This window comes from Pseudomonas sp. R43(2017), from assembly GCF_002112345.1.
In the GTDB taxonomy this organism is placed as follows: Bacteria; Pseudomonadota; Gammaproteobacteria; order Pseudomonadales; family Pseudomonadaceae; genus Aquipseudomonas; species Aquipseudomonas kribbensis.
Window position 1 is genome coordinate 899,755 of sequence record NZ_NEHJ01000001.1, and the last position, 21,736, is coordinate 921,490.

Consider the following 21,736-nt stretch of genomic DNA (forward strand, 5'->3'; position numbering starts at 1 on the left):
CAGTCAATCGATACGCAGCGGTTGAATCAGCTGGTGAAAGCGCGTCCCAGGCCGAGCGCACTCAAGGCGCGACGGTAGGCAGTGGAGGAACGGTCGGCAGGAATGTGGATTTCCAGCGACAGATCCAGCGGCAAGTCTTCCGGCCGGCACAGTTCGACGATGTCGCGATCTTCTTCGAAGACCTGCTGGTTGAACGCGTAGACGTCTTCCAGCGGCATCTCCTTGTCGAAGTTGCGGGTGATGGCGCAGAACATGCGGGTCTTGCGCGCCGAGATCGGGCTGGCTGCGTTCAGAATCACCAAGCGGTGTTCGGGCTCGGGGAAGTTGACGGTCAGGCGCGCAGTGAACGGCGCAAAGACATCGAAGGTGCGGTTCCAGAGAAAGCCTTCCGGCGCGCGATGCTGCAGACTCTTGGGGAAATTACTGACGTTGCTGATGTACTCGGCATGAACCCCGTACGGCGTGACCTCGGCCTTGTAAGTCGGCACCACCGGGTTGTCGCGCTCGGCAAAAGCCTCGTGGTGAATCCACGCAAAGTGCGCGACATCGATAAAGCCTTCCACCTGTCGGCCGGCGGAAGCAGCGATGTCGATGGACGGCGGCAGGATGCGCTGAAAGCTGTCATCAGCCCAGGACGGCATTTCAGCGAATGGCGCACTCGTGCCTGACATCAAGACCCAGATCAGCCCGAAGTCCTCGCGGGTCGAGTACATCTGGATGCGATGGCGCTCGGTGAGGTTGGCATTGGGCTCCGACGGGATCCGCGTGCAGCGGCCATCGGTGCCGAAGTGCAGGCCGTGATACGGGCAGATGATGTTTTCGCCCTTCACCCAGCCTTTGCTCAGTGGCGCGCCGCGATGACTGCAAATGTCCCGGGCGGCGTTCAGTTTTCCACCGGCCCGATAGAGTACGACCGGCTCATCCAGCAGCGTGACGGCATAGGGTTTGTCGGTCACGTCTGCCGAAAAGGCCACGGGGTGCCAGTGCTTGCTGAGCGTCTCGCGGTCTTGTGCGGTGAAGGTGCTGCTCTTGGTGATCGGGTTCCAGGTAACGGACTGGCAGGCTATTGCGGCCGTGGACATGTGAGTTCTCCTTGACGTGGAAAAGGCACCGAAGGGGTGCGCATCCGCAGGCTGTTGGATGTGTTGTTGGCCTGCGGACGACGAGTGCGAAATCCATGCTAGAGATTCGCGCCGGCCTCGCCCATGTCGTGAAGAACATGTTGCTTATGTGAAATCAGATATACCGGTATGACTGGGTATTCACTTGCACTTGGCCAACACCACCTGACAAGTACCGGGCGTACCGCCGGAGCGGCTTGCGTAGCGCATGCAGTTATCCATGGATTTTTTCTGTGCCTGGCCCAGGGTCTGTCCCCAGGCCAGGCCACCCTCGCCCATCGTCGGCACCGCTTTGGCGTAGCAGCGATCACCCACGGTCGCATAGCGAGCCTTGCTGGAGCAGCCTGTCGTCGACGTCAGCATGATCGCGCAAAGAAAATACGCGCAATGGCGTATCTGTATCCGGTTCATCTCGTTTTACCTGCGCAACCTGGGACTGACGGGCTCAGTTTATCCGCAATGACCCGAGAACCGTTCATTGCTCCGTCGCCTGCCGGTACTGACGCGGCGTGAAGCCGGTCGAGGCCTTGAATTGGCGAGTGAAGGCGCTGTGGTCGGTGTAGCCGCATTGCAGGGCGACTTCGGTGATCGGCAGGTCGGTGTGCAACAAGCGATGGGCATATTCCAGCCGTACTTTCTGGATCATCTGCCGAGGCGTGAGGTGGAACACGCGCTTGCAGTAGCGCTCCAGTTGCGCCACCGAAATGCCGGCGATCCGGGTCAGCTCGCCCAGCGTCACCCGCCGATTGAAATGCGTGCGAATGTGCTCGTCGACGGCGGCCAGACGTTCGAACGCCGGATGCGTCTCGCTGGCCGATTGCAGGTCCACCGAAATCCCCGCCAGGCCGATGATCGCGCCATCGCGGTTGTACAACGGTCGCTTGTGGGTCAGGCACCAGCCCGGTTCGCGACTGCCGTACAGATGCAATTCCAGCTGATCCTCCAGCACCCACCCTTCCTCCAGCACCCGGCGATCCTGCTCGGTGTAGCCCGGCCCCAATTGCGCGGGAAATACCTGCGCACTGGTTTTGCCGAGCAACGGCTTCAGGTCTTTCAACCCGCAGCGCTGCACCAGTGTGCGGTTGGCCAGGACGTAACGCGCGTCCGGATCCTTGATGAAAATCACCGCATTCGGGATCACGTCGAGCATCGGCAACAGCGCGGCAACGCCCGCCACCAGGGCTTCGAGGGTCTGGGGGCGATTGTGTTCATCGCCCTCGCACAGGCGCACAAATGCGTTCTGCATCGTCGGTGTTTTCCTTCGCGGGTGGATCGGCCAAAGGCCCGTCATACGGCGTTCGCGTGCAGAGTGCAGCAACGCTTACGGCCTGTCGAGGCCTGCCGTCGCTCAGCGCAATTGTGCTGATTTCGTCATCCAGGCTTGCGCAAAACATCAATCGCCCGACCACCGATGAGTTCAATGTTGGCCCGTCCCAGTGACATACACCTGCCTATCCAATAACTCACAAGAAGGCGACGCCATGTCAGGCCAAGGCAAGTTCAAAAAACAGCTTTCATTGATCGACCTCACGTTTATCGGGCTCGGAGCGATCTTCGGTTCGGGGTGGCTGTTCGCGGCCAGTCACGTTTCCGCGATTGCCGGGCCGGCGGGGATTTTTTCCTGGTTGCTGGGCGGTTTCGCCGTATTGCTGCTGGGCATCGTCTACTGCGAGCTGGGCGCGGCGCTGCCCCGGGCCGGCGGCGTGGTGCGTTACCCGGTCTACAGTCACGGGCCGCTGCTCGGTTATCTGATGGGCTTTATCACGCTGATCGCTTTTTCCAGTCTGGTGGCGATCGAAGTGGTCGCCTCGCGCCAATATGCGGCGGCGTGGTTTCCCGGCCTGACCAAGGCCGGCAGCGGTGATCCGACAGTGCTGGGCTGGCTGGTGCAGTTCGGTCTGCTCTGCGTGTTCTTCCTGCTCAATTACCGCAGCGTGAAAACCTTCGCCAAGGCCAACAACCTGGTGAGCGTGTTCAAGTTCATCGTGCCGCTGTTGGTGATCGGTGTGCTGTTCACCTTCTTCAAACCGGAGAACTTTCAGGTTCAGGGCTTCGCACCCTTCGGGCTCTCGGGCATCGAGATGGCGGTTTCCGCCGGCGGCGTGATCTTCGCCTACCTCGGCCTGACCCCGATCATCTCGGTGGCCAGCGAAGTGAAAAATCCGCAGCGCACCATCCCCATCGCACTGATTCTTTCGGTGCTGCTGTCGACTGCAATCTACGTGCTGCTGCAAACGGCGTTCCTTGGCGGCATCCCGACCGAACTGCTCGCCAATGGCTGGGCCGGGGTTTCCAAGGAATTCGCCCTGCCGTACCGCGACATCGCCCTGGCACTCGGCGTGGGCTGGCTGGCCTATCTGGTGGTCGCGGACGCGGTGATCTCGCCCAGCGGCTGCGGCAACATCTACATGAACGCCACACCACGAGTGATCTACGGCTGGGCGCAGACCGGCACCTTTTTCAAGATCTTCACCCGCATCGATGAGAAGTCCGGCATCCCGCGCCCGGCGCTGTGGTTGACCTTCGCCCTGTCGGTGTTCTGGACCCTGCCGTTCCCGTCCTGGGAAGCGCTGATCAACGTGGTGTCCGCCGCACTGGTGCTGAGCTACGCCGTAGCCCCGGTGACCGTCGCCGCGCTGCGTCGCAACGCGCCGGACATGCCGCGCCCGTTCCGGGTCAAGTGCATGGGCGTGCTGGGGCCGGTGTCGTTCATCATCGCCGCGCTGATCGTCTACTGGTCCGGGTGGGACACCGTGTCCTGGCTGCTCGGCCTGCAGATCCTGATGTTTGTCGTGTACCTGCTGTGTGGTCGTTTCGTACCGACCCGCCACCTGAGCCTTGCCCATCAAGTGCGCTCATCCGCGTGGCTGATCGCCTTCTACGCCGTGACCATCGTCCTGTCGAAACTCGGCACCTTCGGTGGCCTCGGCATCCTCGCCCACCCTTTCGACACGCTGGTCGTCGCCGCTTTCGCCACTGGCATCTACTACTGGGGCGCCGCCACCGGTGTGCCGTCGCACCTGCTGCGTCTGGAGTCCGAAGAGGATGAAAGCGAAGTCGCTTCGACGTCCCCGGCCTCCGCTGCCAACCCGCGCGCTGCCGGCGCTTATTGAAACCTCTTGAAGGGACACGAACATGAAACGCGTACACGTCATTGATTCCCACACCGGCGGTGAACCCACGCGCCTTGTGATGAAGGGTTTCCCCGACTTGCCCGGCAGCACCATGGCCGAAAAGCGCGATGCCCTGCGCAACCAGCACGACCGCTGGCGCCGGGCCTGCCTGCTGGAACCGCGCGGCAACGATGTACTGGTGGGCGCGCTGTATTGCGAACCGGTGTCGCCTGACGCCACCTGCGGGGTGATTTTCTTCAACAACGCCGGCTACCTCGGCATGTGCGGCCACGGCACCATCGGCCTGATCGCCTCCTTGCAGCATCTGGGGCTGATCGCCCCGGGCGTGCACAAAGTCGACACACCGGTCGGTCCGGTCAGCGCGACGTTGCATGAGGACGGCGCCGTGACCTTGGGCAACGTACCGGCTTATCGATTGCGCAAACAAGTAGCGGTCGAAGTGCCGGGATACGGCCGCTTCCTCGGTGACGTTGCCTACGGCGGCAACTGGTTTTTCCTGGTGTCGGAGCACGGCCAGACGCTGACGATGGACAACGTCGAAACCCTGACCGACTTCACCTGGAAAATGCTCAAGGCCCTCAAGGACCAAGGCATCCACGGCGAGGACGGCGCAATCATCGACCACGTTGAACTGTTTGCCGATGACGACCACGCCGACAGCCGCAACTTCGTCATGTGCCCCGGCAAAGCCTACGACCGCTCACCGTGCGGCACCGGCACCAGCGCCAAACTCGCCTGCCTGGCCGCCGACGAAAAACTCGCGCCCGGCGAGCGCTGGGTGCAGGCGAGCATCACCGGCAGCCAGTTCGAAGGCCGCTTCGAACGGGAAGGTGAACGCGTACGCCCGTTCATCACCGGCCGCGCTTACATGACCGCCGACAGCACGCTGCTCATCGACGAAAACGATCCGTTCGCGTGGGGCATCTGAGCCGCCGCGCTGCTTTTCCATACCTATCTGAATGACCGTTCCAAGGAGAACAATAATGAGCGACAACATCTTCACCGGCTGCATGCCCGCCCTGATGACCCCGTGCACCGCCGCACGCAAACCGGACTTCGATGCGTTGGTGGCCAAGGGTCGCGAGCTGATCGATATCGGCATGAGCGCTGTCGTGTATTGCGGCTCCATGGGCGACTGGCCGCTGCTCACCGAAGCCGAGCGTCAGGAAGGCGTGGCGCGTCTGGTCGCGGCAGGGATTCCGACCATCGTCGGTACTGGCGCCATCAACACCCGTGAAGCGGTGTCTCACGCGGCCCATGCGGCCAAAGTCGGCGCTCAGGGTTTGATGGTAATTCCACGGGTGCTGTCCCGAGGCGCTTCGCTCGCCGCGCAAAAGGCGCACTTTTCCGCGATTCTGCAAGCCGCGCCGAACCTGCCGGCAGTGATCTACAACAGCCCTTACTACGGCTTCGCCACCCGCGCCGACCTGTTCTTCGAACTGCGCCGCGAGTACCCGAACCTGATCGGCTTCAAGGAGTTCGGTGGTGGCGCCGACCTGCGCTACGCCGCTGAAAACATCACATCCAAGGACGATGACGTGACCTTGATGGTCGGTGTCGACACTCAAGTGGTGCACGGTTTCGTCAACTGCAACGCCACCGGTGCGATCACCGGCATCGGTAACGCCCTGCCCCGCGAAGTGCTGCAACTGGTGGCCCTGAGCAAGCAAGCGGCCAAGGGAGACGCCAAGGCCCGGCGTCAGGCGCGGGAGCTGGAGTCGGCGCTGGCGGTGCTGTCGTCCTTCGATGAAGGCACGGATCTGGTGCTGTATTACAAACATCTGATGGTGCTCAACGGCGACAAGGAATACACCCTGCATTTCAACGAGACCGACGCCCTCAGCGACTCGCAACGTCGCTACGCGGAAGCCCAGTACGCGCTGTTCCGTCACTGGTACGAGAACTGGTCGGCGGAACAGAACTTCGCCTGACCCGCAGCCTCGTTTCAGCCCGCCGTGATTACCGGCGGCGGGCCTTCTTTCTTCTCAGGAACATGCCATGTCTCTTACGGGCAAACTGCTGATCGGTCAGCAAATCCTCTCGGGCAATCGCGAGGTCATTCAGGGGATCAACCCGGCCACCGACGCGCTGCTGGAGCCCGCTTACGCTGGCGGCTCCGCCGAGCACGTCGAACAGGCTTGCGCGCTGGCCTGGACTGCGTTCGACCGCTACCGCGAAACCGCGCTGGAAACACGCGCCGAATTTATCGAAACCATCGCCAACGAAATCGAAGCCCTCGGCGATGAGTTGATCGACCGCGCCATGGCCGAAACCGGCCTGCCGCGCCCTCGTCTGCTGGGCGAACGTGGGCGTACCTGTCAGCAATTGCGCCTTTTCGCCCGCACCGTACGCGCCGGCGAATGGCTGGATGTGCGCGTTGACAGCGCCCAACCGCAGCGCCAGCCGATGCCGCGCTCGGATCTGCGTCAGCGCCAGATTGCGCTGGGGCCGGTGGCGGTGTTCGGTGCGAGCAATTTTCCACTGGCGTTCTCCGTCGCTGGCGGCGATACCGCTTCGGCACTGGCAGCCGGATGCCCGGTGATCGTCAAGGCCCACGGCGCCCATCCCGGCACCAGCGAACTGGTCGGCCGCGCCGTGGCCCGGGCCGTCAAGGCCTGCGGTCTGCCTGAGGGCGTGTTCTCGCTGCTGTACGGTTCCGGGCGCGAGGTCGGCATTGCGCTGGTCAGCGATCCACGCATCAAAGCGGTGGGGTTCACCGGTTCGCGCAGCGGCGGACTCGCGTTGATCAAAGCGGCTCAGGCTCGCCCCGAACCGATTCCAGTGTATGCGGAAATGAGTTCGATCAACCCGGTGCTGCTGTTTCCCGCTGCGCTGCGCAATCGCTCGCAAGCGCTGGCCGAAGGTTTTGTCGCCTCGCTCACGCTGGGTGCCGGCCAGTTCTGCACCAATCCCGGCCTGGTGATCGCCCTCAAGGGACCGGCGCTGGACACCTTCATTGGTGCCGCCGCCGAGCTCATCAAGCGCAGCCCGGCCCAGACCATGCTCACGCCCGGAATCTTCAATGCCTACGAGTCCAGCGTTAACGCACTGGCGGAAAACCCGCGCGCACGTCTTGCCGCAGTCGGGCAGAGAGGAACAGCTCCCAACCAGGGTCAGGCCCATGTTTTCGTCACCGATGCTGCGGATTTTCTTGCCGATCACACGCTGCAAGCCGAAGCCTTTGGTGCAGCGTCCCTGATCGTTCAATGTGCCAACCACGATGAAATCCGTCAGGTGCTCGAACGGCTGGAAGGTCAACTGACCGCCACCCTGCATCTGGATGACGAGGATCTGGATCAGGCCCGTTCACTGCTGCCGACACTGGAACGCAAGGCCGGACGCTTGCTGGTCAACGGCTGGCCAACCGGGGTCGAAGTCTGTGACGCGATGGTGCATGGCGGGCCGTTCCCGGCCACGTCCGATCCGCGCACCACGTCGGTCGGCACGGCGGCGATCCTGCGTTTCCTGCGCCCGGTGTGCTATCAGGATTTCCCCGACGCCTTGCTGCCAACCTCGCTCAAACAGGCCAATCCACTGGCGCTGCGACGCCTGCTCGATGGCCAAAGGGAAGCCTGAAACCATGTCGAACATCACCCATGACATCGCCGTGGTCGGCGCCGGCATCATCGGCGTTGCCTGCGCACTGCGCCTGGCGCGGCAGGGTTTGCAGGTGGTCGTGATCGACCCGCAGGAACCCGGCCACGGCGCATCGTTCGGCAATGCCGGGCACCTGGCCACCGAGCAGGTGTTTCCGATTGCCGACCTGTCGATCCTCAAGCGCTTGCCGGCCATGCTCATGAACCCGATGGGGCCGCTGCGCCTGGACTGGAAATACCTGCCCTGCGCCCTGCCCTGGTTCACTCGCCTGCTGCTGAATCTGCGGTCGGCGCCGTTCCAGCGCACGGTGGCAGGTCTGCGAGCGCTCAATGAGCGTTCGCTGGAGGCCTGGCACCGGTTGCTCGGTGACATCCAGCGACCCGATCTGCTGAAGGTGGAAGGCTCGTTGCTGGTGTTCGAACGGCCCGACTCACGCCCGGCCATTGAAGCGTTGCAGGCGCGCTTGCGTCAGCAACAAGTCCCGGTGGACTTATGGCAGGCATCTGCGGTGCGTGACTGCGCGCCACAACTGAGCGAACACCTGCAGGGCGGATTGTTTTTCCCGAGCACCGGGCACTTCATCGATCCGTACCGGGTGGTATGCGAACTGGTCAGCGCCGCCAAGGCCAGCGGCGTGCAGTTTGTGAAGCAACGGGTCGAGGGCGGGCAACTGAATGCACAGGGCGTTTCGCTCAATACCGGAAGCGGCAGCCTGAATGCCCGTCGAGTACTGATCGCCTGCGGTGCCCATTCGGCCAGACTGACGACAGCGCTGACCGGCAAGAAAGTACCTCTGGACACCGAACGCGGTTATCACCTGATGCTGCCTCAGGAACACCACCGGTTGCCCTTCCCCATCACATCACTGGAACGCAAGTTCATCATGACGCCGATGTCCGAAGGCTTGCGCCTGGCGGGCACCGTCGAGTTCGCCGGACTTGAAGCGCCGCCCACCATGGCACGCGCCTGGCAATTGCATCGGTTGAGCAAGGGGTTGTTTCGTGAAGAGTTAAGTGCCGAAGCGGCCACACCGTGGATGGGATTCAGGCCTTCGCTGCCGGACTCGCTGCCGATCATCGATCAGACAGACGACGGCAAGGTGTTGCTCGCGTTCGGGCATCAGCATTTGGGGCTGACGCAGGCGGCGGTGACGGCGGAGATGGTTGAGCGGATGGTTTCGCCGCTGGCTGCGACTCGGGGCGAGGAACTGCCGAGTGTCGAGCCTTACAGGCTGGATCGTTTCTGAAAAAGCGAAAGGCCTGCTTTTGAGGGCAGGCCTTTTGTATTTATTGCAGTGTCTTGATCAACCCTGACGTGCCGTCAGCGCCGCATACCCATTCATCAAATTGCGGTAGTTCGGAATCCGCTGCGACAACAGGTTGCCCAACCCTTCGATGTCGTTGCGCCAGTCGCGGTGCAGCTCACAGGCCACGGAGAACCAGTTCATCATCTGTGCGCCGGCCTGGGTCATGCGGTTCCATGCGGCCTGTTGCACGGTGGTGTTGAAGGTGCCGGAGGCATCGGTCACCACGAACACGTCAAACCCTTCCGCCAGTGCCGACAAGGTCGGGAACGCTACGCATACGTCGGTCACGACACCGGCAATGATGATCTGCTTGCGGCCGGTGGCCTTGATGGCCTTGACGAAGTCTTCGTTGTCCCAGGCGTTGATCTGGCCCGGGCGGGCAATGTACGGCGCATCCGGGAACATTTCCTTGAGTTCCGGCACCAGCGGGCCGTTCGGGCCTTGTTCGAAGCTGGTGGTGAGGATGGTCGGCAACTCGAAGAATTTCGCCAGATCGGCCAGGGCCAGCACGTTGTTCTTGAACTCGTTCGGCGAGAAGTCCTGGACCAGCGAAATCAGACCGGTCTGGTGATCGACCAGCAGAACCACGGCGTCGTCTTTGTTCAGGCGGTTGTAGGTTGCAGTGCTCATATTGAATCCCTTTTTAGTTGTGGAAGTTCGCTTGCGTTCAAGATGGGCACAGATTAATGACTCGCCTGAAAGCAATAAATCACCTGCAAAGCGTTTAACCGTCAACCCAAACGAGACAATCCACTCAATCCGGGGCTCAATCACACGGCGGTCCCGACCTTCCCGCCGATCCTTGTCATAATGTTCGCCAGCAATACGTTCAGAACGACATCCAGGGAAAAGTTGATGCTCGGACGCAACACACAAGCGCCCACGGCGAACGACACGCGGCACCCCGCCGGCAAAGCGATGAAGGCCGGTTCGACCTTTCGGCTGACCGTCAGCTTCATGCTGGTGGTGGTCGTGGCGTTTCTGGCGGTCGAGAGCTGGCGGACGTGGCGTGACTATCGTTCGGTCTTTGCGTCCGCGCGCGATTCGGTGACCAACCTGGCCCGCGCCACGGCCCAGCACGCCGAGGATACGATTCGCCAGGTCGATGTGGTCACCGCCGGGCTGGCCGAGCGCGTCGAAGGTGATGGTCTGCAGAACCTCGATGTCCCGCGCATTCACAAGCTGCTGGTGCAGCAATCGAAAATCATGCCGCAGCTGCACGGCCTGTTCATCTACGGGCCGGACGGCCACTGGATCGTGACCGACAAAGAGGTCACCCCGGAAATGGCCAACAATGCCGACCGCGATTATTTCGAGTACCACCGCACCCATGAGGATCGGCAAGTGCGCATCGGCCAGGTGGTCGAGAGCCGCTCCACCCATGACCTGATCATTCCCATTTCCCGCCGTTTGAACAACCCCGATGGCTCGTTCGCCGGCGTGCTGCTGGGGACGGTCAAGGTCAGTTACTTCGTCGACTATTACGGCGATTTCCGGATCGATGACAAAGGCGCACTGGTGCTGGCCATGCGTGACGGCACGATTCTGGTTCGCCGCCCTTTCATCGCCTCCGTGGTGGGCAAAAGTCTGGCGAACAGCGAGATCTTCAAGACCTACCTGCCCAGTTCCAACGAAGGCATTGCCCAGATCCGGGCGGTGGTCGATGACACCGAGCGCCTGTACGGCTATCGCGCCCTGACCACCTATCCGCTGGTGGTGGAGGCCGGCCTGTCGAAAGATTCCATCACCGCGCCGTGGCGTCGGGACTTGCTGAAAAACGGCTTCGTGCTGATTTTCCTGATTCTGGTCCTCGCCGGCTTCGGACTGATCGTACTGAGCCAGTTGCGCCAGCGGATCGCGATGGAACGGGAAATCCGCTCCGCCCACCAAGCCATGCACGACATGGCACTGACCGACAGCCTCACTGGCCTCGGCAACCGTCGGCGCCTGGACAATGCACTGGCAGACGAGATTCGTCTGGCCCGGCGCCAGGGTTCGTCGCTGTCGCTGATCATGCTCGATGTCGACCACTTCAAACGCTACAACGACCGCTATGGCCATGCCGCCGGCGACGACTGCCTGAACGCCGTCGGACGCGCGATCCAGCAAGCGGTCAAACGCCCCGGCGACCTCGCCGTGCGCTACGGCGGCGAAGAGTTCACCGTGTTGCTGCCCAACACCGAAAACGCCGGCGCCATCCAGGTCGCCGAGGACATCCTGCAAGCCATCCGCTCGCTGGAACTGGAACATTCCGGGCATCCCCTCGGGTACGTCACCGCCAGCGCCGGCATTGCGACCCGTCATCCGGTTGACGACGCCGTGACGCCAGCCATGCTGCTGAAGTCGGCGGATACCTGCCTGTATCAGGCGAAGCGGCTGGGGCGCAATCGTTGGTGTTCGGCGGACGAGTCGGTGTGACGGATGACGGCAAGCGCAAGCCCGATTCCACGTCAGTCGCCCGTCAGAATCGACACTGAACCTCAGCCCCTCAACGCACGCATTATGTCCTCAACCACTGGCCTCGCGTATTTCTCACCGGGATCAGTTCCCGGCAGGTCTTCACTGCGGATCCACTCACCCAGATCGAACGCCTGATAGAGCGAGAAGGCGGGTTCAGGCATATCTTCAGTCATGGCGACCTCAACCACGGCGTTGATGATTCCGTTCATCACACCATCGCAAAACTCATAGTCCAGCGATCTCTCCAGATAGCCCTCGGCAATGGTTATGGAGAGTTCGTTCAGCAGATCTCGCGGTGCAATAGAGAACTGCGTGCAAGTGGCGGCAAGATCACTGAGCGTTAAACCGTTGTCCTCGGCTTCCACCAATAACGCGTTGAGTTCGTTATCCGGCAACACTCTGGGCATGGGGCTCTTCCGGTCAGACGCTAATGTCGCGGGCAACTCACTCATAAAACTTTCCGGCCAGCAGAATGGCTGCGCAACGCTGCCATACGTTCGATACCGCACCTTCGTATGAGGAGGATCGGCTGCTCGAGTCCGCCCACGCCGCCGCCGCATCAAGGAACGAGTCAACGGATCCGTTTTCCCACCCTGAGGCGCCTGCCCCATAGGGGGCTGAAGGTGACAGGTCTTCCAATGATCGCTCGTGGGCAAAATCAGCACCCAGCGCCTTGATGAAGCGAATGAACGAGGCTTCATCGCTGACACGCTCCAACAATTCATCAAGGTCCAAAGGTTCAGACATGAGTTTCCAGCCGTGGAATTCGGGAGACGCCATGCTGCGACAAGGCAGCATGGACGGTCAACTTCAGACCCGGGCGATCATGCGTAGCGCTGCTGGAAACCAGGAATGCATACCACCCGATTTCCGATCCTCACACAGCACTCCCCGACAAGGACGCAATCCTTTCACTTCACAGCGTCAAGGGTGATCAACGTCTTCGGCTCCAGATACGCACTCATCCCCCACTTGCCCATTTCGCGCCCCAGGCCCGAGTGTTTGAATCCACCAAACGGAGCGCGCGGTTCGTGGGCCAGGGTGTTGATCAGCACGCGCCCCGAATCGATCTGGCGGGCGATGTTCACACAGCGTTCGGGGTTCTGGCCCAGCACCAGGGCGCTCAACCCATAGTCCGTATCGTTGGCGATGCGGATCGCATCGGCGTCGTCCTCGTAAGGGATGATCGTCAGCACGGGACCGAAGATTTCTTCTCGCGCGATACGCATCTGGTTGTTGGCGTCCGTGAAAATCGTGGGTTTGACGAACCATCCGGCGTGCAGGCCTTCAGGACGACCTTCGCCACCCGCCAGCAACCTCGCGCCCTCCTCCTGGCCGATACGAATGTAGCGCTGCACCCGCTCCCATTGTTTCTGACTCACCATCGGGCCGATATCGGTGTCGGCGTTGCGTGGGTCGCCCGATTGAAACTGTGCGACGCCTTCCTTCGCAGCCTGCTCGAACTCTGCGAGCCGTTTACGCGGAACAAGAATGCGCGTACCCGCGATGCAGGCCTGGCCACTGTTGAGGAATCCGGCGTGCAGCGCCAGCGGCATGACCGCCTCGAAATCCGCGTCATCGAGTACCACGGTGGGTGACTTGCCGCCCAGCTCCAGGGTCACGCGCTTCAGGGTGTCGGCACCGGTTCTGACCAGATGCTGACCGACCGCGGACGACCCGGTGAACGAGATTTTGGCCACGTCGGGATGGCGGGCGATCTCCTCGCCAACCACGTCGCCCCGTCCGTTGACGATGTTGAAGACACCCGGTGGCAGCCCCGCTTCGTGCAACGCCCGGAGCACGACCTGCGTCTGCAACGCGCTCATCTCGCTGGGCTTGATGACGGCGGTGCAACCTGCCGCCAGTGCGGTGGCCAGCTTGTTGCAGATGAAGCCGGCATTGCTGTTCCACGGCGTGATCAGCCCGGTCACGCCCACGGGCGTCAGAATGACCTTGGCCATGCCGGCCTGCTCTTCGAAGTCGAACGCCTCCAGTGCCTCGATCGCTTGCGCAATCACATCCGCCGGGTACGTCGCCATCCAGCGCCCGCGAACCGCAGGCGAGCCGTACTCCTCAAGGATGGCTTCCAGCAGCTCTTCCTCTCTGGCCGCCACGGCTTTATGCATACGCTGCAGGGCGGCAATGCGCTCTTCGCGCGTGGTACGAGACCAGGCCGGGAACGCAGCCTTGGCGGCGGCGATGGCGCGCTGGGCATCAAGTGCATCGCCCAACCGGACCTGACCGATGACTTCCTCGGTGCTCGGGTTATGGAGGTCGAACCATTCCTGACCGTGTGGGAGGACGTACTCGCCGTTGATGTAAATGTGTTCAATGCGCTGCATGGCAACTCCTCGCTGAAAATGACCCGCTTGAAGCGAGCCTCGATGAAGCGAAGTCTAAGAAGGGTTGATTGTTCCGATAAGCTATCCTTTGGCTGATGAAGCATCCCTATTTTCAGGACAATCCATGCACAGAACAGGAATGACCGAGCTGGAAGTGGTACTGGCCGTCGCCCGGCGCAACAGTTTTCGCGGCGCGGCACAGGAGCTGGGCATGTCGACCACGGCGGTGAGCAGCGCGGTGGCCGGCCTCGAAGCGCGCCTGAAGGTGCGTCTGTTCAATCGCTCTACGCGCAGCGTTGCCCTCACCGATATCGGGCAGCGCTATGTGGAGCGCATCGCCCCGGCCCTGGCGCAGATCAAGAGTGCCGGCGAAGAGGCCAGCGTCGGTCTCGACGAACCCAGCGGCACGCTGCGCATCAACGCGCCGCACGGCGCGGCGTACCTGCTGCTGGAGCCGCTGCTCAATCAGTACGCCCGACGTTATCCCGACGTGCGCATCGACGTCGTCAGCGAGGCCAGCATGGTCGACATCGTCGCCGGGGGCTTCGACGCCGGAATCCGCCTGGCAGAGTCCGTGCCGCAAGACATGATTGCGGTGGCGCTGTCAGGCGACATCCGCATGCTCATGGTGGCAACGCCGGAGTACCTCGAACGCCACGGCGTGCCCGAACACCCGCGGGATCTGCTCACCCACCAGAGCATCGGCATGCGCATGGCCCACGGTGGCCTCTATCACTGGGAGCTGGAACGCGACGGCGAGAAATTGCAGATGGATCTGCCGACGCGCTTCGTGTTCAACGAATTGCTGGCCATCAAACAAGCCGTGGTGCTGGGCCTGGGCATCGGTTTCATTTCCGAATGGTTCATCCAGGAAGAACTGGCCAGCGGCGCACTGGTGCCGGTGCTGATGCCGTGGTGTCCGTCGTTTGGCGGGTTGAGGCTTTATTACTCGGGCCATCGCTTCGTGCCGGCGCGGTTGCGTGCGCTGATTGATCTGGTGCACGAGTTGCGGCCGAGTCCGGTTTGATTCTTGCGATCAATGGAGATGCGCGTTGCAAATGTACGACGGTCTGGCTTCAAGGCAGAATGGCGCCTCGTTTATTCAAGGAACAGATGAGTGATCAGCAATACATTGAAATCATGGATCGATTGTCGACGGATCTCGTCGTTGCTTTTACTGACAGGCTTGGCGTCGCTCTCTGGCTGTCACCAACTGACCACCGACCAGCGATTAAATGCCTATGCGGAGAGTGGTGGCAAGTCCGCTCCCATGTTCATGACTTCAAAAGAAATCAGGGCCATGGAGGCAAGGAGCTATATCAGGGTCTTGCGTCGAACCTTGAGTAACAGTGTGTTCCTTGCGAATGACAAAGGGATGCAAGGAAGCGTGAAATTACGGATGAAACTCAGTCGTCAAGGAGACGTATTGCTCTGCGAAGCGCAGTCAACTGACCCGGGCGCCCCACCCGACTTCGCCAATCTGGTCACCGATGTGTGCTGGAGCGAGATCTGGTCAACCATCCCGGAAGATCTTCAGAGTCCAGCCGATGGCTCCCTTGAAATCATCGCGCCGTTGATCGCCAAGGACGATGTATCGCCAATTTCGGATTACAGCCTGACACGCCGGAAGGCTGGACTGGAAAGCCGATTTTTCTGGGACAACGTGCTGGCCAGGCACTCAATCAACGCGTTCGGAAGCGCCCACTTTGATTTCACGGCTAACGCAAAGGGCCAAGTCACACGTTGCGATGTGACGCTTGAGAAAAGCTATTCCCGTCCAGAGTCCTTTCACCCGGATACCGCGTTACAAAAGGCACTTGCGGCTCAGTGCTTACAGCTTGATCTGCAACACATGCCCGGGTTTCAGGTGGGAGAGTCCGGAGTAATCAATCGCTCGGTTTTTGTTAAGTACTTCCCGTGGAAAAACCACGTGGGGAAACATCAGGAAAAAGCTCAAGCTACCGACAAGAAAGAGCCCGCCTCACTCAACACCAGCAAGGAACGCACATGAATTTGTTCAAGAGGCTTCTCGACTCATTGAAACGTCCTTTTAACCAGGACACCCAGGCCTCACCACAAGCCCTTCATCTGCAAGAACTGGTGACTGCCGGCAACCTGAATGAGGCTGAAGCAGCAAACATGGCAGCCAGAACGGCCGGTGCAGCATGTCTGGATCGCTACTGGGGATCTATCGGCACCGTGGAGCGGGATGTCCTTGCCTACATGATCAGCCCGAGTTTTTCCGGCGGCCCTTACTGGCCCTCGACGCGCCAGGCCTACCGAGTCATTCGCCGTGGCGACAACATAATCATTGCCACTGAAGGCCTGTCGGACCCTTTCGATGATGATGCTGAAGGGACGGGCAACGGTTTCGAAATGGAGTTGTTCCTGGAAACCGCCGATATACCCGAGCACGCCCGTGGTCCCTTGGGTGATGTCGACCCTTTCCAGCGCAGCTGGGCATTCGAGCTGGTGGAGCACATTGCCAAAACGGTGGCAGACGCTGGAGGAATAACCCACCGACTCGACCAGTACGGTGCGCTATCCATCGAAATTCCCGGGTTCAGCCTGTCCAGTCACATGAGTGATCAACTGCCCGCACATTTCGTGACCGAGGACGACTCAACCGGCGTCCTGCTGGGCGCCCCTGAACCGGACTTCCCTACCCGACTGGATGACATGCCTCTATCCCCGGTCAGAATGGTTTCCGTGGTATTGATTACAGCGTCGGAGCTTGAATACATTCGTTCGGGTGGGCGCGCAGCGCGCGATGACCTGGTGAACCGTTTGAAGGCTGCGGGCATCGGACATATGAGCAGCCTGCAACGTGAGAGCGTTGTATGACGGCGGCGATTCAAGCGTCGAAACCGTAGATATCAAGATTGAGCGCGATGGCTCCATCAATATCAGGCGCATTGGCTCTTTTCTTGAGGATCCGAGACTCTAGACTGGTTCCCTTCCCACGATTCAACTGGAAAGGAACCCATTCAAGTGCGCGACTTCGACTGCCAACCCGTTTTATGCGGGAGCACGCTGAGGCTCAGGCCTCTGACCGAAAACGATTTTGAAGGCCTGTTTCTGGCGGCCGCGGACCCGCAGATCTGGGCAGGCCATCCCGCCAGCGACCGCCATGAGCGGCCGGTATTCGAAGCGTACTTCGCCGCGCGGCTGGCCACCGGCAAAACCCTGGCCGTCATCGATATCGACACGGGGCTGATCGTGGGCATGTCGAGTTATTACACACCGCCCGACCTGCCGGACAGTATCGCCATCGGGTACACCTTTCTGGTGCGGGCGAAATGGGGTGGCGAGACCAATCGCGAACTGAAGCAACTGATGCTGGAACACGCCTTCAAGACGTACGACACGGTCTATCTCCACATCGCCCCGTGGAACATCCGCTCACAAAAAGCCGCCATGAAGATCGGTGCGGTGCACTTGTATGATGCCGAGCTGACGCTGTCCACGACACCGGCCTGGTGCAAGTGTTACGGGCTGACCAGGGAGCAATGGGCTACAAGCCAGGCAGAGAAATCAAAACCGGATTGACCAGCGTCTCGCCACGTTCCAGCCCGCCAACTCAGTAACCACGCACCCCGATCAAGTACCTGCCCCAAACACAGCCCTCGCAAAATCCACGAAACTTCGCAGCTTGGGCGTCAATCGAGGGTCCGGTGCATACAGAAGACTCATCGGTGAGACCGGGACGTTGTAGTCCGGCAGCAGCCCGACCAGCGTTCCACTTCTCAGCGCATCCTTGACCAGCTCCAGCGGCAGCAGCACCACACCCAGCCCGGCCACCGCCGCCGACAGCAACGGGTCGGCCTGATTGATCGTCAATCTGCTTTTAATCGGCACGTCGATGCAACCGTCCGGCCCTTCGAGGCGAATGTGGGAACGACCGTCGGAATAGGCGAACGCCAGACATTCATGTTCCTGAAGATCCAGCGGCGTCGTAATCGGAGGACGCCTGGCCAGATAGGCAGGCGCCGCGCACAGCACCATTTGATAGGGCTTCAAAGGCAATGCCTTCAGACCGCTGTCAGACAGTTCACCGATTCGAAACACCACGTCATACCCGCCCTCCAGCAGGTCAACGAGTTCGTTGGACAGGGTCAGATCCACCGACACCTGCGGATACCTGACCATGTACTCCAGCAGTCGAGGCGCCAGCGTGCTGACGCCAAAGGTGACCGGTGCGTTGATTCTGAGGCGGCCACTGGGCACGCCTCGGGTCATCGCGGCCATTTCTTCGGCGGCGTCCATGTCGGCCAGGATCAGCTTCGCCCGTTGATAGAACGTGCGGCCGAAGTCGGTCAGGCTCTGTTTGCGGGTCGTGCGATTGAGCAGCGAGACACCCAGATGCTGCTCGAGCATCTTGACCTGTTTGCCGACCAGTTGCGGGGACAGATTGAGCTCATCGGCCACCGCGCTGAAGGAGCCAAGCTCCACCGCTTTGACGAAGACGGCCATCAATGTGAGGCGATCCATTGGAAACCCTGTGTTTCTAGTGTTGCGCTATCGTAGGTCTTTATCCGACCGGGGCCAAAGCCTAAATTGGCGGCCATGGCAACGACGCGCACAACGGCAACAGGCGCGTTTTTTTTTACTCGAACCAAGGCCGGCCACACCGGCCTCATTGATCACAGAAGAGGTAACCATGGCACGCATTGTCAGGATTCATGAATACGGCGACGCAAGCGTTTTGAAACTGGAATCGGTCGATGTACCGGCGCCGGCATCCGGCGAGGTGCAAATCGAGGTCAAGGCTTTCGGGTTGAACCGGGCCGAGGTCATGTTCCGCAATCACGCCTACCTGCAGGAAGCGCAATTTCCCAGCCGCCTCGGTTATGAAGCGGCCGGTGTGGTGGCTGCCGTCGGTGCCGGCGTCAGCGAGTTCAAGGTCGGCGATGCAGTCAGCCTGATTCCGCCGCTGGACATCGCCAAATGGGGCACCTACGGCGAACTGGCCAACGTGCCCGCCGAGCTGACGGTCAAACACCCGTCGAACCTGTCCTTCGAGCAGGCTGCTGCATCCTGGATGCAATACGTCACCGCGTGGGGCGCACTGGTCGAACAAGCCAAACTGACGAAAAACGATTTCGTGCTGGTGACTGCCGCCTCCAGCAGCGTTGGCCTGGCGGCCTTCCAGATTGCCCGAATGGTCGGCGCGACTTCGATTGCCGTGACCCGCACCCGCGCCAAGAAGCAAGCCTTGCTGGACGCCGGCGCCGCGCACGTCATCGTCAGCGATGAAGAGGATATCGTCGCCACCGTCATGGCCCTGACCGATGGCCAGGGTGCGCGCGTGGTGTTCGATCCGATCGGCGGCCCCGGGTTCGAACAGCTTACCCAGAGCATGGCCAGAGGCGGCATTCTGCTTGAGTACGGCGCCTTGAGCCCTGAGCCTACGCCGTTCCCGCTTTTCACCGTGCTGGGCAAGTGCCTGACCCTCAAGGGCTACCTTTACGCGGAGGTCGTCGCGAATCCTGCGGCTCTGGCCCGAGCCAAGACGTTCATCAGCGACGGTCTCGCTTCGGGCGCGCTGAAGCCGATCATTGCGAAGACGTTCGCCCTCGAGGACATACAAGACGCGCATCGCTTTCTTGAAGCCAACCAGCAGGTCGGAAAGATTGTCGTGACCGTTTAAGGATATGATCCGGGAAACCAGGCCTCAATGGACCGACGTTTATGCCCGTTTCCCGGATTCGCCCTTCACCGGCTCCCCTGCTGAAACCAGGCGAGACGGTGGTGTTGTTCGATGGTGTCTGCAAGCTGTGCAATGGCTGGGCGAAATTCCTGATTCGCCATGACCGCCAGCAGCGAGTCCGGCTGGCGGCGGTGCAGTCTCCCGAAGGGCAGGCGCTGCTCGCCTGGGCAGAGTTACCCCTCGATCAGTTCGACACCATGGCGGTCATCCGCGACCGACACTATTGGGAGCGCTCCGATGCCTTTTTCGAAGTCGTTACCCAACTGCCTGCCCGCTGGCGTCCATTGCAATGCTTGCGCATTTTTCCGCGCGGGCTTCGGAACTGGGCCTACGATCGGATTGCCCTGAATCGTTATCGGCTGTTTGGACAATATGACACTTGTCTTCTGCCTGATCCCGATCATGAACAACGCTTTCTGAAGGCTTCTCTACAGCAACAGCCCTAGTACCTGCACGGGCGTCATCTTCGTCACCATCATCAGGACAATCACGAACATCCCCAGAAAACCGGCCACTCCCATCCAGAACCATTTCTGGTACACCGACCGGTATTCATCCTCAAGCCCTCCTCCGGTCTCGATCGCACTCGAAGCCATCATGTACAGGCGCTTCTGAAGCACCAACACCGGCAGCCAGAGCGATCCCACGCAAAGAAAGATGATCAACGACGTCAGCACCCATTCCGTGGTCAGCGGAAGGCCGGCCAGCCTGATCAGCCCATAGCCCGATGCAATCTGAATGAAACCTGCCGGGGTGGTGATCCAGGCGTCGAAACGCACGACCATTCTCGCCACATGAGCAATCACCTGAGGGTTGGTGGTGCGGCTGGCGGCGATCAGGTAAAGGTAGGAACCCATGCCGAATCCGAAGAGGAAAACCGCGGCGATCACATGAATGTACTTCAGGCACAGATAAAGCATGCTCAGCGCTGCCCGTCAGAGAAGTGCACGGACAGGTTCAGGTTCTCAGGATCGTTGATCGCGGCTATGTATTCATCGACGGTGATTTCGCCGACGCAAGGCCGGGCGCCGGACTCGGGCACATACCCTCGGGCCATTTTGATAGCCAGGGCGACGGCTGCGCAGCTGGGTATTTCCGGGCCCTTGTCATTTCTGGCCGTGAGTTGAGCGGTCATGGACAGCGGTTGTCCCTCATCCCCGAGACCTTGCACGTCGATGTACATCGCACTTTTGCCATCGCCGAATCGTTCAAAGCGGGTACCCAGGCGATGCAGGCGCGCAGCCCAGGGCGCATGGTCCCGAATCAGCCCCATCTTCTGGGCCTGGGCGAACAGGGCATTGGCGACACCACCGAGTTTCAAACCCGCACCCGCCTTGAAGCTCAAGGTCCGGGCGCCGTAGCGACCGGCGAAAATATCCATGTCCGGAACGTCGACGTTAGCCAGCAAACGGCTGCCAAGATGCGGCATCTTGCGCAGAGTCAAGTCCTGCCAGCCCGGCACTTCATGAACCCGACCATCCCTGAGCTGCTTGATCGGTTTTCCCGCGTAGGCAAGCACACCTTCGACAGTCGACAGCCCCGGCATCTTGGCGGAAGAGGAAATGCCATGCTCGATCGAGTCGATGCGCTGAAAGCGATTCCGCTGCTGATCGATGATGGCTGACGATAGCGTCGGCACTGAACTGCAACCACTGAGAATCGCCACGCCCGCCGCTTTCGCGCGCGCATCGAGTACAACAATACCGTTGACGAAGGTTCGGCAGTCAGACAAGTCGCAATAGTTCACCCCGGCCTCGATGCAACCCTCGGCAACCGCATAGGACTGCCCCTGAAACGGGCCGCCGGTGTGGATGACCAGCTCAATCCCCATCGAACCCAACGCAGATTGGAATCCGGGCCCCATGGCATCACCACACCAACTGGCGCAGGTTTTTCCTGAATCGGCTTGCAACGCCTCGACCTTACGCAGCAACTTGTGCGGATCGCGACCCGAGATCGCCAGATCAACATCAGGCATCGACGCCAGATGCCGGCAGACGATGCTGCCGAAGTTTCCATACCCACCGACCACCAACACCTTGAACGCCATGCAACGCTTCCCTAAC

At 60.9% G+C, this 21,736-nt stretch carries 22 protein-coding genes; 12 read left to right on the top strand and 10 right to left on the bottom strand.

The annotated features are described in order from the left end of the window. Nucleotides 1-26 precede the first annotated feature (26 nt). The 3 genes from CAG02_RS04150 to CAG02_RS04160 all read right to left on the bottom strand — a co-directional run bounded on the left by CAG02_RS04150 (nt 27) and on the right by CAG02_RS04160 (nt 2,367). Nucleotides 27-1,082 (bottom strand): aromatic ring-hydroxylating dioxygenase subunit alpha, encoded by a 1,056-nt coding sequence (locus CAG02_RS04150; protein WP_085708470.1) that lies wholly within the window; start codon nt 1,080-1,082, stop codon nt 27-29. Between the two features lie 180 nt (nt 1,083-1,262). After that, the gene (locus CAG02_RS04155) at nt 1,263-1,532 is read right to left on the bottom strand and encodes a hypothetical protein (RefSeq protein ID WP_085708471.1); all 270 of its coding nucleotides are present in this window, start codon (nt 1,530-1,532) and stop codon (nt 1,263-1,265) included. A 64-nt stretch (nt 1,533-1,596) separates the two neighbouring features. Next, a complete protein-coding gene (locus CAG02_RS04160; RefSeq protein WP_085708472.1) occupies nt 1,597-2,367 on the bottom strand; it encodes an AraC family transcriptional regulator in 771 nt (256 codons plus the stop codon). Nucleotides 2,368-2,602: 235 nt separating this feature from the next. Here CAG02_RS04160 and CAG02_RS04165 point away from each other — a divergent pair, with 235 nt between their 5' ends. The 5 genes from CAG02_RS04165 (at nt 2,603) to CAG02_RS04185 (ending at nt 9,098) form a co-directional block, all read left to right on the top strand. Beyond that, complete coding sequence (locus tag CAG02_RS04165; protein ID WP_085708473.1) at nt 2,603-4,234, top strand: APC family permease; 1,632 nt, start codon at nt 2,603-2,605, stop codon at nt 4,232-4,234. A 22-nt stretch (nt 4,235-4,256) separates the two neighbouring features. Then, on the top strand, nt 4,257-5,183 hold the full coding sequence (locus CAG02_RS04170) for a 4-hydroxyproline epimerase (protein ID WP_085708474.1): 927 nt from the start codon (nt 4,257-4,259) through the stop codon (nt 5,181-5,183). A 55-nt stretch (nt 5,184-5,238) separates the two neighbouring features. Further along, on the top strand, nt 5,239-6,186 hold the full coding sequence (locus CAG02_RS04175) for a dihydrodipicolinate synthase family protein (protein ID WP_085708475.1): 948 nt from the start codon (nt 5,239-5,241) through the stop codon (nt 6,184-6,186). Between the two features lie 67 nt (nt 6,187-6,253). After that, the gene (locus tag CAG02_RS04180) at nt 6,254-7,831 is read left to right on the top strand and encodes an aldehyde dehydrogenase (NADP(+)) (protein ID WP_085708476.1); all 1,578 of its coding nucleotides are present in this window, start codon (nt 6,254-6,256) and stop codon (nt 7,829-7,831) included. 4 nt (nt 7,832-7,835) lie between these two features. Then, nucleotides 7,836-9,098, top strand: coding sequence for an FAD-binding oxidoreductase (locus CAG02_RS04185; RefSeq protein WP_085708477.1), 1,263 nt, complete (start codon nt 7,836-7,838; stop codon nt 9,096-9,098). A gap of 57 nt (nt 9,099-9,155) precedes the next feature. On the opposite strand, the gene ycaC is transcribed toward CAG02_RS04185, so the two are convergent. Continuing rightward, entirely contained in the window at nt 9,156-9,788 is a 633-nt protein-coding gene (gene ycaC, locus CAG02_RS04190) for an isochorismate family cysteine hydrolase YcaC (RefSeq protein ID WP_085708478.1), read from the bottom strand. A gap of 225 nt (nt 9,789-10,013) precedes the next feature. On the opposite strand from ycaC, the gene CAG02_RS04195 reads away from it, so the two are divergent. Beyond that, complete coding sequence (locus CAG02_RS04195; RefSeq protein ID WP_085708479.1) at nt 10,014-11,576, top strand: sensor domain-containing diguanylate cyclase; 1,563 nt, start codon at nt 10,014-10,016, stop codon at nt 11,574-11,576. A 62-nt stretch (nt 11,577-11,638) separates the two neighbouring features. Here CAG02_RS04195 and CAG02_RS04200 read toward each other — a convergent pair whose 3' ends face one another. The 3 genes from CAG02_RS04200 to CAG02_RS04210 all read right to left on the bottom strand — a co-directional run bounded on the left by CAG02_RS04200 (nt 11,639) and on the right by CAG02_RS04210 (nt 13,960). Next, nucleotides 11,639-12,070, bottom strand: coding sequence for a hypothetical protein (locus CAG02_RS04200; RefSeq protein ID WP_085708480.1), 432 nt, complete (start codon nt 12,068-12,070; stop codon nt 11,639-11,641). Next, nucleotides 12,063-12,365: a hypothetical protein gene (locus CAG02_RS04205; RefSeq protein ID WP_085708481.1), complete on the bottom strand. Its 303-nt coding sequence runs from the start codon at nt 12,363-12,365 to the stop codon at nt 12,063-12,065. The genes CAG02_RS04200 and CAG02_RS04205 overlap by 8 nt, the downstream gene beginning before the upstream one ends. A gap of 164 nt (nt 12,366-12,529) precedes the next feature. Then, nucleotides 12,530-13,960: an aldehyde dehydrogenase family protein gene (locus CAG02_RS04210; protein ID WP_085708482.1), complete on the bottom strand. Its 1,431-nt coding sequence runs from the start codon at nt 13,958-13,960 to the stop codon at nt 12,530-12,532. 124 nt (nt 13,961-14,084) lie between these two features. On the opposite strand from CAG02_RS04210, the gene CAG02_RS04215 reads away from it, so the two are divergent. From CAG02_RS04215 to CAG02_RS04230, 4 genes are all read left to right on the top strand, one after another. Beyond that, complete coding sequence (locus CAG02_RS04215; RefSeq protein WP_167748767.1) at nt 14,085-14,987, top strand: LysR family transcriptional regulator; 903 nt, start codon at nt 14,085-14,087, stop codon at nt 14,985-14,987. 90 nt (nt 14,988-15,077) lie between these two features. Further along, nucleotides 15,078-15,971, top strand: coding sequence for a hypothetical protein (locus CAG02_RS04220; protein WP_085708484.1), 894 nt, complete (start codon nt 15,078-15,080; stop codon nt 15,969-15,971). Beyond that, nucleotides 15,968-16,804: a suppressor of fused domain protein gene (locus CAG02_RS04225; protein WP_085708485.1), complete on the top strand. Its 837-nt coding sequence runs from the start codon at nt 15,968-15,970 to the stop codon at nt 16,802-16,804. The genes CAG02_RS04220 and CAG02_RS04225 overlap by 4 nt, the downstream gene beginning before the upstream one ends. A 147-nt stretch (nt 16,805-16,951) precedes the next feature. Continuing rightward, nucleotides 16,952-17,509, top strand: a complete 558-nt coding sequence (locus CAG02_RS04230; protein WP_085708486.1) for a GNAT family N-acetyltransferase — start codon at nt 16,952-16,954, stop codon at nt 17,507-17,509. Between the two features lie 51 nt (nt 17,510-17,560). Here the strand turns inward: CAG02_RS04230 and CAG02_RS04235 are convergent, their stop codons facing one another. Beyond that, nucleotides 17,561-18,451, bottom strand: coding sequence for a LysR family transcriptional regulator (locus CAG02_RS04235; RefSeq protein WP_085708487.1), 891 nt, complete (start codon nt 18,449-18,451; stop codon nt 17,561-17,563). A gap of 169 nt (nt 18,452-18,620) precedes the next feature. On the opposite strand from CAG02_RS04235, the gene CAG02_RS04240 reads away from it, so the two are divergent. Continuing rightward, on the top strand, nt 18,621-19,610 hold the full coding sequence (locus CAG02_RS04240) for a zinc-dependent alcohol dehydrogenase family protein (protein ID WP_085708488.1): 990 nt from the start codon (nt 18,621-18,623) through the stop codon (nt 19,608-19,610). Nucleotides 19,611-19,651: 41 nt separating this feature from the next. Next, nucleotides 19,652-20,116: a thiol-disulfide oxidoreductase DCC family protein gene (locus CAG02_RS04245; protein WP_085708489.1), complete on the top strand. Its 465-nt coding sequence runs from the start codon at nt 19,652-19,654 to the stop codon at nt 20,114-20,116. Here the strand turns inward: CAG02_RS04245 and CAG02_RS04250 are convergent. Together CAG02_RS04250 and CAG02_RS04255 are read right to left on the bottom strand one after the other, a co-directional pair. Then, nucleotides 20,099-20,590, bottom strand: coding sequence for a DUF2269 domain-containing protein (locus CAG02_RS04250; RefSeq protein WP_085708490.1), 492 nt, complete (start codon nt 20,588-20,590; stop codon nt 20,099-20,101). The two genes, CAG02_RS04245 and CAG02_RS04250, sit on opposite strands and share 18 nt — an antisense overlap. A gap of 2 nt (nt 20,591-20,592) precedes the next feature. After that, nucleotides 20,593-21,720, bottom strand: a complete 1,128-nt coding sequence (locus CAG02_RS04255) for a saccharopine dehydrogenase family protein (protein WP_085708491.1) — start codon at nt 21,718-21,720, stop codon at nt 20,593-20,595. Between the last annotated feature and the right edge of the window lie 16 nt (nt 21,721-21,736).

Bases quoted from the DNA above. Each gene is read 5' to 3' on its own strand.
- CAG02_RS04150 (WP_085708470.1), bottom strand. From the start codon at position 1,082: ATGTCCACGGCCGCAATAGCCTGCCAGTCCGTTACCTGGAACCCGATC.
- CAG02_RS04155 (WP_085708471.1), bottom strand. From the start codon at position 1,532: ATGAACCGGATACAGATACGCCATTGCGCGTATTTTCTTTGCGCGATC.
- CAG02_RS04160 (WP_085708472.1), bottom strand. From the start codon at position 2,367: ATGCAGAACGCATTTGTGCGCCTGTGCGAGGGCGATGAACACAATCGC.
- CAG02_RS04165 (WP_085708473.1), top strand. From the start codon at position 2,603: ATGTCAGGCCAAGGCAAGTTCAAAAAACAGCTTTCATTGATCGACCTC.
- CAG02_RS04170 (WP_085708474.1), top strand. From the start codon at position 4,257: ATGAAACGCGTACACGTCATTGATTCCCACACCGGCGGTGAACCCACG.
- CAG02_RS04175 (WP_085708475.1), top strand. From the start codon at position 5,239: ATGAGCGACAACATCTTCACCGGCTGCATGCCCGCCCTGATGACCCCG.
- CAG02_RS04180 (WP_085708476.1), top strand. From the start codon at position 6,254: ATGTCTCTTACGGGCAAACTGCTGATCGGTCAGCAAATCCTCTCGGGC.
- CAG02_RS04185 (WP_085708477.1), top strand. From the start codon at position 7,836: ATGTCGAACATCACCCATGACATCGCCGTGGTCGGCGCCGGCATCATC.
- ycaC (WP_085708478.1), bottom strand. From the start codon at position 9,788: ATGAGCACTGCAACCTACAACCGCCTGAACAAAGACGACGCCGTGGTT.
- CAG02_RS04195 (WP_085708479.1), top strand. From the start codon at position 10,014: ATGCTCGGACGCAACACACAAGCGCCCACGGCGAACGACACGCGGCAC.
- CAG02_RS04200 (WP_085708480.1), bottom strand. From the start codon at position 12,070: ATGAGTGAGTTGCCCGCGACATTAGCGTCTGACCGGAAGAGCCCCATG.
- CAG02_RS04205 (WP_085708481.1), bottom strand. From the start codon at position 12,365: ATGTCTGAACCTTTGGACCTTGATGAATTGTTGGAGCGTGTCAGCGAT.
- CAG02_RS04210 (WP_085708482.1), bottom strand. From the start codon at position 13,960: ATGCAGCGCATTGAACACATTTACATCAACGGCGAGTACGTCCTCCCA.
- CAG02_RS04215 (WP_167748767.1), top strand. From the start codon at position 14,085: ATGCACAGAACAGGAATGACCGAGCTGGAAGTGGTACTGGCCGTCGCC.
- CAG02_RS04225 (WP_085708485.1), top strand. From the start codon at position 15,968: ATGAATTTGTTCAAGAGGCTTCTCGACTCATTGAAACGTCCTTTTAAC.
- CAG02_RS04235 (WP_085708487.1), bottom strand. From the start codon at position 18,451: ATGGATCGCCTCACATTGATGGCCGTCTTCGTCAAAGCGGTGGAGCTT.
- CAG02_RS04240 (WP_085708488.1), top strand. From the start codon at position 18,621: ATGGCACGCATTGTCAGGATTCATGAATACGGCGACGCAAGCGTTTTG.
- CAG02_RS04245 (WP_085708489.1), top strand. From the start codon at position 19,652: ATGCCCGTTTCCCGGATTCGCCCTTCACCGGCTCCCCTGCTGAAACCA.
- CAG02_RS04250 (WP_085708490.1), bottom strand. From the start codon at position 20,590: ATGCTTTATCTGTGCCTGAAGTACATTCATGTGATCGCCGCGGTTTTC.
- CAG02_RS04255 (WP_085708491.1), bottom strand. From the start codon at position 21,720: ATGGCGTTCAAGGTGTTGGTGGTCGGTGGGTATGGAAACTTCGGCAGC.